Origin of the sequence: Edaphosphingomonas fennica, from assembly GCF_003034225.1 — a bacterium.
GTDB classification, from domain to species: Bacteria; Pseudomonadota; Alphaproteobacteria; order Sphingomonadales; family Sphingomonadaceae; genus Sphingomonas_E; species Sphingomonas_E fennica.
Window position 1 is genome coordinate 138,826 of the sequence record NZ_PHHF01000042.1, and the last position, 17,119, is coordinate 155,944.

17 protein-coding genes are annotated in these 17,119 nt (G+C 68.9%); 9 read left to right on the forward strand and 8 right to left on the reverse strand.

The genetic code is table 11. The annotated features are described in order from the left end of the window. Positions 1-12: 12 nt before the first annotated feature. Together CV103_RS10025 and CV103_RS10030 are read right to left on the reverse strand one after the other, a co-directional pair. The gene (locus CV103_RS10025; RefSeq protein WP_015459066.1) at positions 13-2,109 is read right to left on the reverse strand and encodes a RelA/SpoT family protein; all 2,097 of its coding nucleotides are present in this window, start codon (positions 2,107-2,109) and stop codon (positions 13-15) included. A gap of 104 nt (positions 2,110-2,213) precedes the next feature. Beyond that, positions 2,214-2,519 carry a CC_3452 family protein gene (locus CV103_RS10030; RefSeq protein ID WP_107394821.1) on the reverse strand — a complete coding sequence of 102 codons (306 nt, stop codon included), beginning with the start codon at positions 2,517-2,519 and terminating at the stop codon, positions 2,214-2,216. Between the two features lie 122 nt (positions 2,520-2,641). Here CV103_RS10030 and CV103_RS10035 point away from each other — a divergent pair, with 122 nt between their 5' ends. Continuing rightward, a complete protein-coding gene (locus CV103_RS10035; RefSeq protein ID WP_051128838.1) occupies positions 2,642-3,154 on the forward strand; it encodes a winged helix-turn-helix transcriptional regulator in 513 nt (170 codons plus the stop codon). 84 nt (positions 3,155-3,238) lie between these two features. On the opposite strand, the gene rpoZ is transcribed toward CV103_RS10035, so the two are convergent. Continuing rightward, complete coding sequence (gene rpoZ / locus CV103_RS10040; RefSeq protein WP_015459069.1) at positions 3,239-3,580, reverse strand: DNA-directed RNA polymerase subunit omega; 342 nt, start codon at positions 3,578-3,580, stop codon at positions 3,239-3,241. Positions 3,581-3,743: 163 nt separating this feature from the next. On the opposite strand from rpoZ, the gene CV103_RS10045 reads away from it, so the two are divergent. The 7 genes from CV103_RS10045 to CV103_RS10075 all read left to right on the forward strand — a co-directional run bounded on the left by CV103_RS10045 (position 3,744) and on the right by CV103_RS10075 (position 12,410). After that, positions 3,744-4,946 (forward strand): phospholipase D-like domain-containing protein, encoded by a 1,203-nt coding sequence (locus tag CV103_RS10045; RefSeq protein ID WP_245896755.1) that lies wholly within the window; start codon positions 3,744-3,746, stop codon positions 4,944-4,946. Positions 4,947-5,077: 131 nt separating this feature from the next. Then, positions 5,078-5,281: a 50S ribosomal protein L35 gene (gene rpmI / locus CV103_RS10050; RefSeq protein ID WP_015459071.1), complete on the forward strand. Its 204-nt coding sequence runs from the start codon at positions 5,078-5,080 to the stop codon at positions 5,279-5,281. Positions 5,282-5,293: 12 nt separating this feature from the next. After that, entirely contained in the window at positions 5,294-5,671 is a 378-nt protein-coding gene (gene rplT, locus CV103_RS10055) for a 50S ribosomal protein L20 (protein ID WP_070932031.1), read from the forward strand. Between the two features lie 201 nt (positions 5,672-5,872). Beyond that, on the forward strand, positions 5,873-6,187 hold the full coding sequence (locus CV103_RS10060) for a GIY-YIG nuclease family protein (RefSeq protein ID WP_107394822.1): 315 nt from the start codon (positions 5,873-5,875) through the stop codon (positions 6,185-6,187). Between the two features lie 41 nt (positions 6,188-6,228). Beyond that, positions 6,229-7,311, forward strand: a complete 1,083-nt coding sequence (pheS, locus tag CV103_RS10065; protein WP_015459074.1) for a phenylalanine--tRNA ligase subunit alpha — start codon at positions 6,229-6,231, stop codon at positions 7,309-7,311. Further along, positions 7,308-9,677, forward strand: a complete 2,370-nt coding sequence (gene pheT, locus CV103_RS10070; protein ID WP_107394823.1) for a phenylalanine--tRNA ligase subunit beta — start codon at positions 7,308-7,310, stop codon at positions 9,675-9,677. Before pheS ends, pheT begins: the two co-directional genes overlap by 4 nt. A 120-nt stretch (positions 9,678-9,797) precedes the next feature. After that, positions 9,798-12,410, forward strand: coding sequence for a M1 family metallopeptidase (locus tag CV103_RS10075; RefSeq protein ID WP_107394824.1), 2,613 nt, complete (start codon positions 9,798-9,800; stop codon positions 12,408-12,410). A 57-nt stretch (positions 12,411-12,467) separates the two neighbouring features. Here the strand turns inward: CV103_RS10075 and CV103_RS10080 are convergent, their stop codons facing one another. Continuing rightward, the gene (locus tag CV103_RS10080) at positions 12,468-12,818 is read right to left on the reverse strand and encodes a hypothetical protein (RefSeq protein ID WP_015459077.1); all 351 of its coding nucleotides are present in this window, start codon (positions 12,816-12,818) and stop codon (positions 12,468-12,470) included. 12 nt (positions 12,819-12,830) lie between these two features. After that, positions 12,831-12,995 carry a hypothetical protein gene (locus CV103_RS22415; RefSeq protein WP_015459078.1) on the reverse strand — a complete coding sequence of 55 codons (165 nt, stop codon included), beginning with the start codon at positions 12,993-12,995 and terminating at the stop codon, positions 12,831-12,833. A gap of 96 nt (positions 12,996-13,091) precedes the next feature. Between CV103_RS22415 and gcvA the strand changes: the two genes are divergently transcribed. Then, positions 13,092-14,018, forward strand: coding sequence for a transcriptional regulator GcvA (gene gcvA / locus CV103_RS10085; RefSeq protein ID WP_107394825.1), 927 nt, complete (start codon positions 13,092-13,094; stop codon positions 14,016-14,018). 5 nt (positions 14,019-14,023) lie between these two features. Here gcvA and CV103_RS10090 read toward each other — a convergent pair whose 3' ends face one another. From CV103_RS10090 to ubiA, 3 genes are read right to left on the reverse strand one after another with little or no spacing between them, the layout of a single operon-like run. Further along, the gene (locus tag CV103_RS10090; protein ID WP_070932045.1) at positions 14,024-14,809 is read right to left on the reverse strand and encodes a 3'(2'),5'-bisphosphate nucleotidase CysQ; all 786 of its coding nucleotides are present in this window, start codon (positions 14,807-14,809) and stop codon (positions 14,024-14,026) included. After that, positions 14,796-16,142, reverse strand: coding sequence for a TldD/PmbA family protein (locus CV103_RS10095; RefSeq protein WP_107394826.1), 1,347 nt, complete (start codon positions 16,140-16,142; stop codon positions 14,796-14,798). The genes CV103_RS10090 and CV103_RS10095 overlap by 14 nt, the downstream gene beginning before the upstream one ends. A 58-nt stretch (positions 16,143-16,200) precedes the next feature. Further along, positions 16,201-17,118, reverse strand: coding sequence for a 4-hydroxybenzoate octaprenyltransferase (gene ubiA, locus CV103_RS10100; protein ID WP_107394844.1), 918 nt, complete (start codon positions 17,116-17,118; stop codon positions 16,201-16,203). Between the last annotated feature and the right edge of the window lies 1 nt (position 17,119).

Here is a 17,119-nt window from a genome sequence, read left to right on the forward strand (position 1 = left end):
GCGTAAAGCGCGTCAGGCGCGCTCGGCCGAGGAGATGGCGTCCGCGGCCCTTAGGGCAGCCAGGATGCGCATCAGGTGCGTAACGTCATGCACCTCGATCGAAAGCTGGAAGGTGTGGAAGCTCGAATCGCGGTGGACCAGCGCGAGATTGACGATGTTCGCCTGCTGCGCGCCGAGGATGCTGGCCATCACGCCCAGCGATCCGGGCTCGTTCTTGACGATCACCGTCAGCCGCGCGGTGCCGCCGTCGCTGCCGTCGCCCCAGGCGAGGTCGACCCAGTCGGCATCCACCCCGTCGGCCAGCGTCGGGCAGTCGATCGCATGCACCTCCACCGCCTCGTCCGGCCGGCGCAGGCCGACGATGCGGTCGCCCGGCACGGGGTTGCAGCAGGGCGCGAGCGTGAAGGCGACGCCGGGGGTGAGGCCCTTGATAGATATCGCCTCGCGCTGCTGCGGCGCCGGCCGCGCGCCGGCGACGTCGCCGCCGCCCGCGCCCGGCATCAGCGCCTCCATCACCTCCGCGTCCGATATGGAGCCGCGCGCGATCGCCTCCATCAGCACGTCCTGATCGGCCATGTTGAGCCGCTTGAGCGCGGCGGCGAGCGCCTCCTGGCCCAGCTGGGCGGGCAGGCGACGGACGATCTCGTCATAGAATTTGCGGCCCAGCGCGATGCTCTCGTCACGTTCCTTGTGGCGCACGAAGCGGCGGATCGCCGCGCGGGCCTTGCCGGTGACGACGAAGTTGAGCCAGCCGGGCTGCGGTTCCTGCGCCTTGGATCGCAGGATCTGCACCTGATCGCCATTCTCGATCGGCGTGCGCAGCGGCACGACGCGGCTGTTGATCTTGGCGCCCACCGCCTGATCGCCGAGATCGGTGTGGACGGCATAAGCGAAATCCACCGGCGTCGCGCCCTTGGGAAGCTGGATCAGCTCGCCATTGGGGGTGAAGGCGAAGATCCGGTCCTGATACATCGCCATGCGGGTATGCTCGAGGATCTCCTCCGCCGATTCGGCATGCTCCAGGATTTCCAGGAGGTCGCGGATCCAGTTGGCCTGCGCGTCGGGCTGGCCGTTGCCCTGCTTGTAGGCCCAGTGGGCGGCCAGGCCATATTCGGCCTGGGCATGCATCTCCGCCGACCGGATCTGGATTTCGATGCGCGCCTTCTCGCCATGGATCACCGATGTGTGGAGCGATCGGTAGCCGTTGCGCTTGGGGGTTGAGATATAATCCTTGAACCGGCCCGGAACCATCGGCCACTTCTGGTGGATGATCCCCAGCGCGCGATAGCATTCGGCCTCGTCCGCCACGATGACGCGGAAAGCCATGATATCGGACAATTGCTCGAAGCTGATGTGCCGTTCGGCCATCTTGCGCCAGATCGAATAGGGATGCTTCTCCCGCCCGGTCACGTCGGCATTCACCCCGGCGCGGCCCAGCAGCATGCGGATGCCCGATCCGATCCGCGATATGCGGTCGCCGCCGCCGTCCTGAAGCTGCTCCAGCCGCTTGGTGATCGAGGCATAGGCATCGGGCTCGAGCTCCCGGAAGGCGAGCGTCTGCATCTCCTTCATGAACTCGTACATGCCGATCCGCTCGGCGAGCGGGGCATAGATGTCCATCGTCTCGCGCGCGATCCGCCGCCTCTTGTCGGCATTGGGGATGTGGTGGAGCGTGCGCATATTGTGCAGCCGGTCGGCCAGCTTCACCAGCAGCACGCGGATATCGCCCGACATGGCGAGCAGGAACTTGCGGAGATTCTCCGCCGCCCGCTCATTCTCGGTCTGGGCCTCGATCTTCGAAAGCTTGGTCACGCCGTCGACCAGCCGGGCGACGTTGGGGCCGAACGTCTTTTCGATCTGCTCGGGCGTGGCGACGGTATCCTCGATCGTGTCGTGGAGGATCGCGGTGGCGATCGTCTCGTCGTCGAGGTGGAGGTCGGTCAATATGCCGGCGACCTCGATGGGATGGCTGAAATAAGGGTCGCCCGATGCCCGCTTCTGGCTGCCATGGGCCTGCATGGAAAACACATAGGCGCGGTTAAGCAGCGCCTCATCGGCGTTGGGATCGTAGCTCAGGACCCGATCGACTAGTTCATACTGGCGCAACACGCTGCCATGATGTGGCGTCGCCACGCATCTTTGCAACACAAGAAAGCAATGGACCGCTCAAGAAACCGCCCCAGCCCGCAAGCAGGGGCGTGAGGTGGGAGCGATCAGCCGTGGCCGGCGGCGAGGTTGCACTTGTCGATGGCGGCCTGATCGAAGGTGCGGGGGCCGGCGGAGAAGCTGGTGACCGGCCCCAGCTTGCGCGCCACGGCCGAGCAGACGTTGACGTCGGGCGAGGTGCCGTTGCGAATCGCCGAGCAGCTGTCGCCGATGCACGACCAACGCAGATCCTTGACGACCAGCGTGGCGGTGAGCGGCTTGGCGAGACCCGCGCGATACATGGGCTGCACCTGCGCCTGGGCGGGGAGTGCGGCCGCAAGCGCGATCATGGGGAGAAGGATGGAGCGCAACATGGAATCCCTCCTATAAGTTGCGATGTGAAACTTACCTGCTTAGATTGCAGATTGCAACTTAAATGGCGGATGCGTTGCGGAGCCGGAAGGCTTTGCCAGCGGCGCCGGAAAGGCTTAGCTTCATGGCCATGAGATCGGCCGACCAGATCAAGCGGATCGTGATCCAGTGCAGCCTGCCCGCCGCGCTGGAGGCGATGGGCGAGCGCTGGTCCTTCATGATCCTGCGCGCGACCTTTAACGGCCTCAGCCATTTCGAACAGTTCCAGACGACGCTGGGCATCGCCCGCAACATCCTGGCCAACCGGCTGGGGCGGCTGGTCGAACATGGCATATTGGAACGGCGCGATTGCCCCGAGGACCGCCGCAAGGTGGAATATCGGCTGACGCCCAAGGGCGAGGCGCTGCTGCCCACGCTGATCGCGCTGCGCCAATGGGGCGAGAAGTGGGAAGCCGGCGTGCCCAACAATCCGGTGTTGGTGGATGCGCGCGACGGCAAGCCGGTGGCGGACGTCATCGTCCGCGCCGAGGACGGCCGGCCGCTGGGGCTGCATGACCTGCGCTGGGTGGACCGCGCCGATCTGGAGCGGGCGGAGGCCCGCTGCATCTATACGGGCGAGCCGATCGGCGCCAAATAGCCGCGCCCCCGGCCCGGCCCCAAGAAACTCGGCCCCAAAAAGAAAAGGGGGCCGAAGCCCCCTTGTCCCGTCATTATCGTCCGGTCACTCGTAGTCGCCGCCGATATTCTGGTTGCGCGGCGGCGCGGCGGCGGTGAGGCGCAGCGCCTCGGCCGAAGCGGCGAGCGAGCCGACCTCGTCCGGCGCGTCGTCATCGTCCACGCGCACGCGCTGGAGGTTGGAGACGACCGCCTCGTGCAGGTTGTCCGGCGTGACGGTCTGCTCGGCGATCTCGCGCAGCGCGACCACGGGGTTTTTGTCGCGATCGCGGTCGAGCGTCAGCTCTGCGCCGCCGGAAATCTGCCGGGCGCGCTGCGCCGCGAGCAGCACCAGATCGAACCGGTTCGGAATCTTGTCGACGCAATCCTCGACGGTTACGCGCGCCATCTGTCGCTCCGCTTGGTTGTTGAAGCTTCGGGAAAGGCTGGCCGCTAGCAGCAGGGCGACCCTGAGTCAATGAAACTGCGGCGGCCCGTGGCGCGGGCGGCCCGTCGCAAGCGCCGCGGCCGCCCGATTGCGCGGCGCCCGGCCTTGGCGCATGCAGGGGGCAATGACGGAGCGGGACGCCACAGGAAAGGCGATCGGGGGCGATGCCGGCCGCGTGGAGCATGGCGGCGATTTCGTCGTCGCCGGCAGCCGACTGGCGCTGCTGACCGAGGGGCCGGAGCGGCTGGAGGCGCTGATCGCGCTGATCGCCGATGCGCGAGCCAGCCTGCGCCTGCTTTATTACACCTACGCCGCCGATCAGGCGGGCCGCGCGGTGCGGGACGCGCTGCTGGCCGCGCTCGATCGCGGGGTGCGGGTGTCGCTGATCGTCGATGGGTTCGGCAGCCCCGCCAACCAGGCCTTCTTCCACCCGCTGGAGGCGCGCGGCGCCGATATCTGCCGCTTCATCCCCCGCTTCGGCCGCCGCTATCTGCTGCGCAACCACCAGAAGCTGGCGCTGGCCGATGACGGCCGCGCGCTGATCGGCGGCTTCAATATCGAGGATGCCTATTTCGCCCCGCCCTCCCGGCCGGAGGCGTGGCGCGATCTCGGCCTCGTGGTGGAAGGGCCGGCGGCGGAACGGCTGGCCGGCTATTTCGACGCGCTGGCTGCCTGGGCGGCGACGCCGCGCGCCCGGATGCGGGACCTGCGCCGCGCGCTCGGCCAGTGGAGCCAGCTTGCCGGCCCGGTGCGCTGGCTGATCGGCGGGCCGACGCGCCGGCTGAACCCCTGGGCGCGCGCCGTGAAGGATGATATCCGCGCCGCCCGCCGGCTGGACATGATCGCCGCTTATTTCATCCCCAACCCGGCGATGGTGCGGCGGATCGGCAATGCCGCGCAGCGGGGGCCGGTGCGCATCGTCACCGCCGCGAAATCGGACAGCCTCTCCACCGTCGCCGCCGCCCGCCACACCTATAGGCGGCTGCTCCGGCGCGGGGTGGGGATCTACGAATTTCAGCCGTGCAAGCTGCACACCAAGCTGATCGTCGTCGACGACACCGTCTATATCGGCTCGGCCAATTTCGATATCCGCAGCCTCTACCTCAATCTGGAGCTGATGCTCCGGATCGAGGACCGGGCCTTCGCCGATCATCTGCACGGCTATGTGGACGGGGAATGCGCGGCCTCCCGCCATGTCACCCGCGCGATCCACCGCCGGGAAAGCGGCTGGCTCGCCCGGCTGCGCTGGCGGATGGCCTATTATCTGCTCGCCGTCGTCGATGCGCGGCTCACCTGGCGGCTGAACTTCGGCGTGGATGCGGATTGAGCGAGACGGCTGGCCGGTTGCCAAAGCGGGCCTGCTCCGCTAAAGGCGCCGGCTTCCGCGATTCTGCAGGACTGCCCGGCCGGTATGGGCTGCCGTGGCCGTCCCATGACGTCGCATATCAGGAGACGAAAATGCCCAAACTCAAGACCAAGAGCGGGGTCAAGAAGCGCTTCAAGCTTACCGCCACCGGTAAGGTGAAGCATGGCGTGGCCGGCAAGCGCCACCGCCTGATCTCGCACAACGCCAAGTATATCCGCCAGAACCGCGGCACCACCGTGCTCTCCGATGCCGATTCGCGCACCGTGAAGCTCTGGGCGCCCTACGGCCTGAACTAAGGAGACTGACGGATGGCACGCGTAAAGCGGGGTGTTACCACCCGGGCGAAGCATAATCGCATTCTCGAGTCGGCGAAGGGCTATTATGGCCGTCGCAAGAACACGATCCGCATCGCCCGCCAGGCGGTGGAGAAGGCGGGTCAGTATGCCTATCGCGACCGCAAGGTTAAGAAGCGCTCGTTCCGCGCTCTCTGGATCCAGCGCATCAACGCCGCGGTCCGCGTCGAAGGCCTGACCTACGGCGTGTTCATGCACGGCCTGAAGCTGGCCGGCATCGAGCTGGACCGCAAGGTGCTGGCCGACATGGCGATGCACGAAGGCGCCGCGTTTAGCGCCATCGTCGCCCAGGCCAAGGCCGCCCTGCCGGAAGGCGCCCGCGTCGCGGCGTAACCGGCACCAGGCCTGAAGCTCGAAAAGGGGCGCGGACTGCTGAAGTGGTCCGCGCCCTTTTTCTTTGTCCCCTCGTTCGCCCTCGATCGTCATTCCCGCGCAGGCGGGATCCCTATTCTCCGAGGTTGCGGCTCCGTCGCGAACGCTGGAGTTTAGGGATAGCCGCAGCGCAAGGATGACGGGCGAGGGAGGGGGAACAGAATGGACCGGCAGCCCTTCGCCTACATCCTTGCGAGCGGAAAGCCCGGAACGCTCTATATCGGTGCGACATCCGATCCGGCGAAACGGCTGCATGAGCATCGCGAAGGCTTGATAAAGGGCTTCACCAGCCGCTACGGCATCACGCGCCTCGTCTATTTCGAGAGCTTCGACGACATGCACTCCGCCATCGCGCGTGAGAAGCAGCTCAAGAAATGGCGACGGGAATGGAAGCTCAACCTGATCGAAGCCTCCAATCCCGGCTGGGTTGATCTGGCGCCGGGACTTCGCCTCGGCTCTGCAATCCCGCAGCGCTAGAGTTTATGGATCCCCGCCTTCGCGGGGATGACGGGGTAGACATGACCGATCTGAATCTGATCCGATCGAAGCTGCTTTCGATCACCGAAGCCGCCGACAGCCTCGAAGCCATCGAGGCGGTGCGTGTGACCGCGCTGGGCAAGGCGAGCGAGATCGCGGCACTGATGAAGACGCTGGGCGGCATGAGCCCGGAGGAGCGGCAGGTGCAGGCGCCGCTGATCCAGGGGCTGCGCACCGAGGTGGCCGACGCGATCGCCGCCCGCAAGGCCGCGCTGGAAGGCGCCGCGCTGGAGGCCCGCCTCGCCACCGAAACGATCGACCTGACGCTGCCGGCCGCATCCGCGCCGCAGGGTTCGGTCCATCCCGTCGCGCAGGTGATGGACGAGCTGGCGGAAATCTTCGCCGATCTCGGCTTCGCGGTGGCGACCGGGCCGGAGATCGAGGACGACTGGCATAATTTCACCGCGCTCAACATCCCGGAAACCCATCCGGCGCGCGCCATGCACGACACCTTCTATTTCCCGGACGAGAAGGACGGGAAGAAGATGCTGCTGCGCACCCACACCTCGCCCGTCCAGATCCGGACGATGACCTCGCAGGAGCCGCCGATCCGCATCATCGCGCCCGGCCGCACCTATCGTTCGGATTCGGATGCCACCCATACGCCGATGTTCCATCAGGTCGAAGGGCTGGTGATCGATCGCGGCATCACGCTCGGCCATCTGAAGTGGACGCTCGAAACCTTCGTGAAGGCCTATTTCGAGCGCGACGATATCGTGCTGCGCCTGCGCCCCAGCTATTTTCCCTTCACCGAGCCTTCGGCCGAGGTGGACGTGGGCTACACGCTGGTCGACGGCCGCCGCGTCGTCGGCGGGGCGGAGCCGGACGGCTGGATGGAGATCCTCGGCTCCGGCATGGTCCATCCGCGCGTCATCGCCGCCTGCGGGCTCGATCCCGATGAGTGGCAGGGCTTCGCCTTCGGCTGCGGCATCGATCGTCTGGCGATGCTCAAATATGGCATGGACGATCTGCGCGCCTTCTTCGACGGCGATCTGCGCTGGCTGAGGCATTATGGCTTCGCCGCGCTCGACGTCCCCACCCTTTCCGCTGGAGTCGGCGCATGAAGTTCACGCTTTCCTGGCTCAAGGACCATCTCGATACGCAGGCGGGCCTAGACGAGATACTGGTCGCGCTCACCCAGGTCGGCCTCGAGGTCGAAGGGGTGGAGGATCCGGCCGCCAGGCTCGGCGCCTTCCGCATCGCCCGCGTGCTGACGGCGGAGCGCCATCCGCAGGCGGACAAGCTGCAGGTGCTTTCGGTCGATACCGGCGAGGGCGAGCCGCTGCAGGTCGTCTGCGGCGCGCCCAATGCGCGGGCCGGGCTGGTCGGCGTGTTCGGTGCGCCCGGCACCTATGTGCCCGGCCTCGACGTCACCTTGAAGATCGCCGCCATCCGCGGCGTCGAATCGCGCGGCATGATGTGCTCGATGCGCGAGCTGGAGCTGTCGGACGCGCATGAGGGGATCATCGAGCTGCCGGCCGACGCGCCGGTGGGCGCAAGCTATGCCGAATGGGCCGGCCTCACCGATCCGGTGATCGACGTCGCCATCACCCCCAACCGGCAGGATTGCATGGGCGTGCGCGGCATCGCCCGCGATCTGGCGGCGGCGGGGCTGGGCGAGCTGAAGCCGCTCGATATCCCCACGATCCGCGGCGCCTTCCCCTGCCCGGTCGAAATCCGCACCGACGATCCCGAAGGCTGCCCGGCCTTCTTCGGCCGCGTCGTGCGCGGCGTGAAGAACGGCCCGTCGCCGGAATGGCTGGCCAACCGGCTGAAGGCGATCGGCCAGCGGCCGATCTCCGCGCTGGTCGACATCACCAATTATGTGATGTTCGATCATGGCCGGCCGCTCCACGTCTATGACGTCGCAACGCTGAAGGGCGCGCTGGTCGCGCGGCGGGCGAAGGCGGGCGAAAGCGTGCTGGCGCTGAACGGCAAGAGCTATGCGCTGGACCCGGAGATCACCGTGATCGCCGACGATGCGCAGGTCCACGACATCGGCGGCATCATGGGCGGCGAGCATTCGGGCGTGACCGAAGCGACCACCGACGTGCTGATCGAATGCGCTTACTTCACGCCGGAAAATATCGCGCGGACCGGGCAGAAATTGGGGCTGACCAGCGATGCGCGCAGCCGTTTCGAACGCGGCGTCGATCCCGCCTTCCTGGGCGACGGCCTCGCCATCGCCACCCGGCTGGTGCAGGATCTGTGCGGCGGCGAGGCATCCGACGCGGTGGAGGCGGGGGAGCCGCCGCTGGCGCTGCGCACGCTGAAGTTCGATACCGGGCTTACCGAGCGGCTGGCCGGCCTCGCCGTCTCGCCCGATCGCCAGCGCGCGATCCTGGCGGCGCTGGGCTTCAAGGTCGATGCCGGCTGGACGGTGCTGATCCCGAGCTGGCGGCGCGACGTGGACGGCCCGGCCGATATCGTCGAGGAGATCGTCCGCATCGAAGGCATCGACAAGGTGCCCTCCACCCCGCTGCCGCGCGTCGACGGCGTGGCCCGGCCGACCGCGACGCCCGCCCAGCTCGTCGAGCGCAAGGTGCGCCGCGCGGCGGCTGCGCGCGGCCTCAACGAGGCGGTGACGTGGAGCTTCGTGTCCGAGGCCGAGGCCGGCGTGTTCGGCGGCGGCGCCTGGACGCTCGCCAACCCGATCAGCGAGGAGCTGAAGGTGATGCGGCCGTCGCTGCTGCCCGGCCTGATCGCGGCGGCCAAGCGCAACGCCGATCGCGGCGCGGCTTCGATCCGCCTGTTCGAGATCGGCCGCCGCTATCTGGCGGATGCCGAGCGCCCGACGCTGGGCTTCGTGCTGGCGGGCGATCGCGCCCCGCGCAGCTGGCAGGCCGGCCGCGCGCAGGCCTTCGACGCCTATGATGCGAAGGCGGAGGCGCTGGCGATCCTGGCGGCCGCCGGCGCGCCGGTCGATCGGCTGCAGGTGATGGAGGCGGTGTCGCCCGTCTATCATCCCGGCCGCTCGGCCACGCTGCGCCTCGGCCCCAAGACGGTGCTGGCCGAATTCGGCGAGCTTCACCCCGGCACGGCGCGCGCCTTCGATGTCGAAGGCACGCTGATCGCGGGCGAGGTCTATCTGGATGCGATCCCCGCCAAGCGGGCGAGCGGCCATATGCGCACCGCCTTCGCCCCGCCGGCCTTGCAGCCGGTGACGCGCGATTTCGCCTTCCTCGTCCCCGCCGATCGCGCGGCGGACGATCTGGTGCGCGCGGTGAAGGGCGCGGACAAGGCGGCCATCGTCGACGCCCGCCTGTTCGACGTCTTCACCGGCGCCGGCGTGCCCGAGGGCCAGAAATCGCTGGCGATCGAAGTGACGCTCCAGCCGGGCGAGAAGAGCTTCACCGACGCCGATCTGCAGGCGATCGCCGCCAGGGTGGTGGCCGCCGCCACGAAGATCGGCGCGACGCTCAGGGCCTGATCCGCGAAAGGGGAGGCGGATGTCCGTCCACCTCCCCTCGCACCGTCATAGTGCCTTATTGCAGTGGCACACGGGTCGGGGCTACATCCGGTCATCCTCACGATCGGAAAGCCTGCTTCCATGCGCAACTTGCTCTTTGGTGTCTCCGCCCTGCTGATCCCGGCGGCCGCTCAGGCCCAGAATGTCCCCACCGGCCGCCTGCCGGATACGGCGACGCCGGTGGCCTATCGGCTGGACCTGGCCGTCGATCCCGAAAAGCCGCGCTTTTCCGGCCATACCGAGATCGACGTGGAGGTGAAGGCGGCCACCCGCACGCTCTTCCTCCACGGTCGCGACCTCAAGGTATCGAAGGCCTGGGCCAAGGCGGGCGGCAGCACCATCGCCGCCACCTATACGCAGGTCCACCAGCTCGGCGTCGTCCGCCTCGATTTCGCCAGGCCGCTGCCGGCGGGCAAGGCCACGCTGGCCTTCGATTATGACGCCGCCTTTGGCGACGGCGCGGCCGGGCTCTACCGCATCAAGGTGGGCGATCGTTATTATGCCTGGACGCAGTTCGAATCGATCGATGCCCGCGCCGCCTTCCCGAGCTTCGACGAGCCCGGCTTCAAGACCCCCTTCACCGTCACGCTGACGACGCCGGCCGACGATGTCGCCATCAGCAACGGCGCGGAGACCGGCACCGCCAAGGCCGGCGGCATGGTGCGCCACACCTATTCGGTGACGGAGAAGCTGCCGACCTATCTGGTCGCCTTCGCCGTCGGCCCGTTCGATGTGGTGGAAGGCACCGTGCCGGCGACCCCGCAGCGCCCCACGCCGCTGCCGCTGCGCATCGTCGCCACCAAGGGCCAGAAGGACAAGATGGCCTATGCGCTGCGGGAAACGCCGCGCATCGTGCAGCTTCTGGAAAATTATTTCGGATCGGCCTTCCCCTTCCCCAAGCTGGATCAGATCGCCTCGCCGGTGATGGGCGGCGCGATGGAGAATGCGGGCGCTGTCGTCTATGACGATACGCTGCTGATCCTGGACGATGCCTCGCCCACCCGGCAGAAGCAGAATTTCGGCATGGTCGTGGCGCATGAGCTGGGCCACCAGTGGTTCGGCGATCTCGTCACCCCCGCCTGGTGGGACGATATCTGGCTGAACGAAAGCTTCGCCAACTGGATCGGCTACCGCATCGCCGACGAGTGGCGGCCGGAGCTGAACATCGGCGTCGGCGCGATCGACGAGGCGCTGTCCGCCATGGATATCGACGCGCTCAAGGTCGGCCGCCCGATCCGCGAGCCGATCGAGGACAGCGGCGAGATCGACAGCGCCTTCGACGCCATCACCTATGGCAAGGGCGGCCAGGTGGTCGCCATGGTCGAAAGCTATATGGGCCGCGACACCTTCCAGAAGGGCGTCCAGCTTCACCTGTCCCGCCATGCGCGCGGCAATGCCACCGCCGACGATTTCTTCGGATCGCTGGCGGAGGCCGCGGGCGATCCGCGCATCGTCACCAGCATGAAGGGCTTCGTCGACCAGCAGGGCGTGCCGGTGGTCGATGTCCGCCGCGCGGGCAATGATCTGGCGCTGTCGCAGAAGCGCTATGCCGCGATCGGCGCGGGCGAGGTGCCGGCGACGACCTGGACGATCCCCTTCTGCGTCGACAATGGCGGCGAGAAGGGCTGCACCCTGATCGATCAGCCGCAGGGGCGGATGACGATCAAGGGCGCCGGGCCGCTGGTGCCCAATGCCGGCGGCAACGGCTATTACCGCTTCGATCTGGGCGATGCGGACTGGTCCGCGCTGATCGCCGCCGCGCCGCGCCTGCCCTCGGGCGAGGCGCTGGCCGCGATCGATAGCCTGTGGGCCAGCTTCCGCGCCGGCCATGCCGCGCCCGCCCGCCTGGTGGAAGCGGCGAAGGCCTTCGTCGCCAACCCCGATTCCAACGCGGCCGTCAGCGGCGGTTCGCGGCTGGCCGAGCTGGATCGTCGCGGGGTGGTGAGCGGCAAGGGGCGTGACGGGCTGCACCGCACGCTGCTGGCCACCTACCTGCCCAAGCTGGCGGCGATCGGCTTCGATCCGGCGCGCGGCGCGCACGCCAAGGACAGCCCGGACGTGCAGAAGCTGCGCACCGATCTCGTCACGCTGGTGACGCGCGATGCGCATGATCCCGCCACCCGCGCCAAGCTCGCCGCCGCCGCCACCGCCTATCTGGGCGGCAATGCCGATGCGCTCGATCCGGCCTTCCTCGGCACGGCGCTCAGGGTGCAGGTGGAAGATGGCGGCGCGCCGGTGGCGGAATCGCTGTTCGAACGCGCCATGGGATCGACCGACGCCTATTTCCGTGGCCGCGCCGTGATCGCGATCGCCGCGTCCGGCCGGCCGGAAGTGGCCAACTGGCTGATCGGCAAGATGGGCGACCAGCGCCTGCGCTCCAGCGAGAAGGTAAGCATCGTCAACGGCATCACCGCCACGCTCCCCACCCAGCCGATCGGCGTCGATTATCTCACCGCCAATTTCGAGAAGCTGGCGCGGGAAACCAACCTCACCAGCGTCAATTCGATGCTGTCGATTCCGTCGGCGGTCTGCTCGGTCGAGCAGGCGGGCGTGCTGGAAGCGGCGCTCAAGCCGCAGGTCGCCGCCTTCGGCCGCGGCGCGCTGACGCTCGACCGCACGATCGAGAAGGTGCGGAGCTGCGGCGCGCTGAAGGCCGCGCGCGGCAAGGAGATCGACGCCGCCTTCGCCGGCTGATCCCCGGCAGGGCGCCTGTTCGGGCCGGATCGCCTCGGTGGCGGTCCGGCCTTTTTTTCAGGCCGGCCCCGGCCATTGCAGCTGCGATGCCCGGACGAGATGATGCTCGACATGGTCGGGCCGCGCGATCAGGAAATGATCGTCCTCGGGATAATAACGCGGGCGCGACACGTCCTCGCCGGCAAAGAGGCGGACGGCCTCCATCGATCGCCACCAGCTCAGCGTCGTCACCTCGGTCGTGCCGTCGCCCAGGTCGCGGGTGACGAGCTGGAAGCCGATATTGCCGGGCGTGGCCGCATAATCCATCGCCCCGGTGCGCGCGATATAGGCGGTGTAGGTCGCCGCATCCTCGGTGCGGATGCGGCCGGCCCATCGCCGCAGGATGAAGCTGTCGCCGCTGTTCGTCATGGCATCGGTCCTTCAGCGGGCCTTATGCAGGCGCGCCTCCTGCCTGGTCTGGATGGCCGGATCGCCCGCCCGGCCGGGCACTGGCAGATTGGCGGCCCAGCGCAGCGCGTCGGCGATGGTTTCGGCCCATAAACGATGATTGTCGGCCCATGCGGCACCCAGAAATTCGTCTCTCATGGCCTGTTTCCTGTGTCTGGTCGGAGGCCAGTCTGGTCTCGACAGACCAAGGGAACAACGCGATATTCGGCATGAATCCATAAGGAGGCCTTGGGCTTGTCGCGCATATCGCTCCCGCCGCTCGCCGCCGTCCGCGCCTTCGAGGCGGCGGCCCGCCACGAAAGCTTCACCCGCGCGGCCGACGAGCTGGGGATGACGCAGGCGGCCGTCAGCTACCAGATCCGCCTGCTGGAGGAGCGGCTGGGCGCGCGGCTGTTCCTGCGCAAGGCGCGGCAGGTGGTGCTCACCGATGTCGGCCGGCGGCTTTCGCCCGTCGTCACCGGCGCGTTCGATCAGCTTGTGGCGGCCTTCGCCAATGCCAGCGAGGATCTGGGCGGGGTGCTGCGGATCAGCGCGGTCCACAGCTTCGCGGCGCTGTGGCTCGCCCCCCGGCTCGGCGGGTTCCAGATCGCCCAGCCGGATATCGCCGTCGCGCTGGATACCGACAACCGGATCATCGATTTCGCCCGCGAGGAGTTCGACTGCGCGATCCGCAGCGGCGACGGCGAATGGCCGGGCCTCGTCCGCCATTTCCTGTTCCGCGTCCATTTCGCGCCGGTGTGCAGCCCTGCGCTGCTGCCGGCGGACGGCACGCCGCTCACCCCGGCCGATCTGCTGCGCCAGCCGCGCCTCAGCCCCGAGGATGTGTGGTGGATCGACTGGTTCGCCGCCAAGGGGATCGATGTGGCGGAGGCGCCGCACCGCCCGTCGATCCGGCTCGATTCCCAGGCCATCGAAGGCGCCGCCGCCGTCGCCGGCCAGGGCTTCGCCATCCTCGCCCCGGCATTGTGGCACGCGGATATCGCTGCCGGCCGGCTGGTGCGCCCGTTCGACGACGTCGTCTTCGGCGGTGGGGCCTTCTGGCTGGTTTATCCGGAATATAAGCGCAACACGCCCAAGATCCGGGCGTTCCGCGATTGGCTGCTGGCCCGCGTCGCCGAACATGCGGCGATCGACGATACCGGGGCGTTCCGGCCGGCCTGAGCCGCTTATCGCACCACGGCGGAAGCGGCGCGGCTCGCCAGCCGATCGATCGCGGCGGCGTGGATGCCGGGCGTCGCTGCCAGCACGCCGAAGGCCTCGCCCTTGGTGGAATTGTAGCGGAGCGGCCGGCCGAGCGCGTCCGTCACCGTAGCGCCGGCTTCCTGCGCGATCAGGGCGGCGGCGGCGATATCCCATTCATGCCCCCAGCGCAGCGTGGCGAGCAGGTCCGCCTCGCCGGCCGCGACCATCGCGATCCTGAGCGCGATCGAATTGGGCTTGGCCACCGCCACCAGATCGGAATCCACCTTGGGCAGCGAATCCGCCGGCACGCGCGCGCCGGGGAATTGCGTGCGGCCGCTGACATGGATGGGGGCGCCGTTGCGGGTGGCGCCGCCGCCCGTCTGCGCCCGCCAATGTTCGCCGCGCGCGGGCGCGTCCAGCACGCCGATCAGCGGGCGGCCGCCCTCGACCAGCGCGATCGATACCGACCAGCCCGGCCGCCCGCGCAGGAAATCGCGCGTCCCGTCGATTGGATCGACCACCCAGGTGCGCACGCCCAGCAGGCGTTCCGCGCTGTCGGCAGTTTCTTCGGAAAGCCAGCCCGCTTCCGGGTCCAGCTCGCTCAGTTGCTGGCGCAGCAGGCCGTCCAGCTCGATGTCGACCTCGCACACCGGATGGCCCGGTTCCTTCTCCCAGCGGCGATATTCGCCCTGCTGGCGGCGCAGGGCGAGGCGGCCGGCCGCCGATGCGATGGCGCTTACTTTTTCTAGGAGGGCGTCAAGCGCCGGCAATGGTCATCCCTTCCACGCGGATCGTCGGCACGTCCACGCCGCGCCGAAATTCCAGGTCGCTCGCCGGGGTGAGGCGGCGGAACATATCGATCAAATTGCCGGCGATGGTGATTTCCGCCACCGGCTCGGCAAGCCGGCCGTCACGGATCACGAAGCCGGATGCGCCCCGGCTGTAATCCCCCGTCACCGGGTTCACCCCCTGGCCGATCAGCTCGGTGACGTAGAGGCCCAGCTTCACGTCGCCCATCAGATCGGCGGGCGAAAGCGCGCCGGCCGCCAGATGGAGGTTGGTGGCGCCCGCCCCCGGCGCGCCGCCGATGCCGCGCACCGCATGGCCGGTCGGCGCCAGGCCGAGCTGGCGGGCGGAAGCGGAATCGAGCAGCCAGCCCGTCAGCACGCCGTCGGCGATCAGATCCGCCGGCGCGGTGGGCAGGCCCTCGCCGTCAAAGGGCTTGGAGCGCAGGCCGCGAACGCGGTGCGGATCGTCGCGGACGACGATGCCCGGCGCGAACACGGCCTCGCCCATCTTGTCGAGCAGGAAGCTCGTCCGCCGCGCCACCGCCGCCCCGGTGATGGCGCCCGCGAAATGGCCGAGCAGGCTGGCGCCCGCGCGCGGATCGAACAATACCGGCATCGCGCCGCTGGCGAGCCGGCCGGGGTTGAGCCGCGCCACCGCGCGCTCGCCGGCGCGGCGGCCGATCGCGTCGGCGGCCTCCAGATCGGCGAAGTGGCGCGTGCTGTGATAGGCATAATCGCGCTGCATGCCGAGACCCTCGCCCGCGATCACGCTGGCGGACGAGCTGTAGCCCGTCGTCGAATAGCCGCGCGCGAAGCCGTGGCTGGTGGCGAGCGCGATCACCGATCGGCCGGCGGATGCGCTGGCGCCCTCGCTGTTGGTGACGCCGGCGATGGCCCGCGCGGCATCCTCGGCCGCCAGCGCGCGCTCGCGCAGCGCGGCGGGGGCGGGATCGGCGCCGTCGTCGGCCTCCAGATCGGGTGCGGCGCCGGTCAGCAGCCGATCGGCGGGGGCAAGGCCGGCCCAGGGGTCTTCGGGCGCCTCGCGCGCCATCGCCACCGCGCGCTCGACCAGCGCGGCCAGCGCGTCGGCGGAGAGATCGGAGGAGGAGACGCTGGCCGATCGGCGGCCGACGAACACCCGCAGGCCGATATCCTCGCCTTCCGATCGCTCGACATCCTCGAGCTGGCCGAGCCGCACGGAAACCTGGGTCGAGGCATCGCAGACGTAGAGCGCGTCGGCCGCATCCGCGCCGGCCTTGCGGGCGGCGGCGATCAGGGTGGAGACGCGGTCTTCGGCTTGGGTGATGGTAAGCATCCGCCGGACTTAGGTTGGGCGCGGGCCAAGGTCACGCCCAAAATGGCGGGAAGGCCTATCAGGCCGCGCCCACCACGCCGCAGGCCAGGAACATCAGCAGGCCGGCGAAGCGGTTCGAGCGGAACTTGGCAAGCGCGTCCGCCACGTCCGCCGTGCGCAGCGCCGCGATCTGCCAGCCGAGGTGGAGCGCCATCGGGATCAGGGCGGCCAGCGCGAGCGGCTGCGGGCGGATCGACCAGAGCGCCGCCGCCCAGAAGAGCAGCGCCACGGCGTAGAGGCCGGCGACGCCGGGGCGGGCATGGCGGCCGAGCGCGCGGGCGGAGGATTTCACGCCCGCCAGCGCATCGTCCTCGATATCCTGGAGCGCGTAGATGGTGTCGTAGCCGATCACCCAGCAGACCGCGCCGGCATAGAGGAGGAGGGCGGGGGGATCGATCCGGCCGGCCACCGCCGCCCAGCCGACCAGCGCCGCCCAGGAGAAGACGAGGCCCAGCCAGGCCTGCGGCCACCAGGTGATGCGCTTCATGAAGGGATAGGCGGCGACGAGCGCGAGGCTGGCGATCGCGATGATCTGCGCCGTGGGGTTCAGCATCAGGTTGATGCCGAGGCCGGCGAGGCAGAGCGCGATCAGGAAGCCCCAGGCCAGCTTCAGCGGTATCCGCCCCGAGGCGAGCGGGCGGCTGCGCGTGCGTTCGACCTTGCGGTCCAGATCGCGGTCGACGATGTCGTTATAGACGCAGCCCGCGCCGCGCATGACGATGGCGCCCGCGGCGAACAGCAGCAACAGATCCCAGCGCCACGGCGCGCCGGCCAGCGCGATCGCCCAGGCGCCGGGCCAGAAGAGCAGCCACGCGCCGATCGGGCGATCGAAGCGGCCGAGCTGGACGAGATCGCGCGCGCGCGACGGCAGCGCCGCGACGATCGCGCGCTGTTCGGAATCGGGGACGATCGCGGGTTCGGCGGCGGGCTCGGTCATG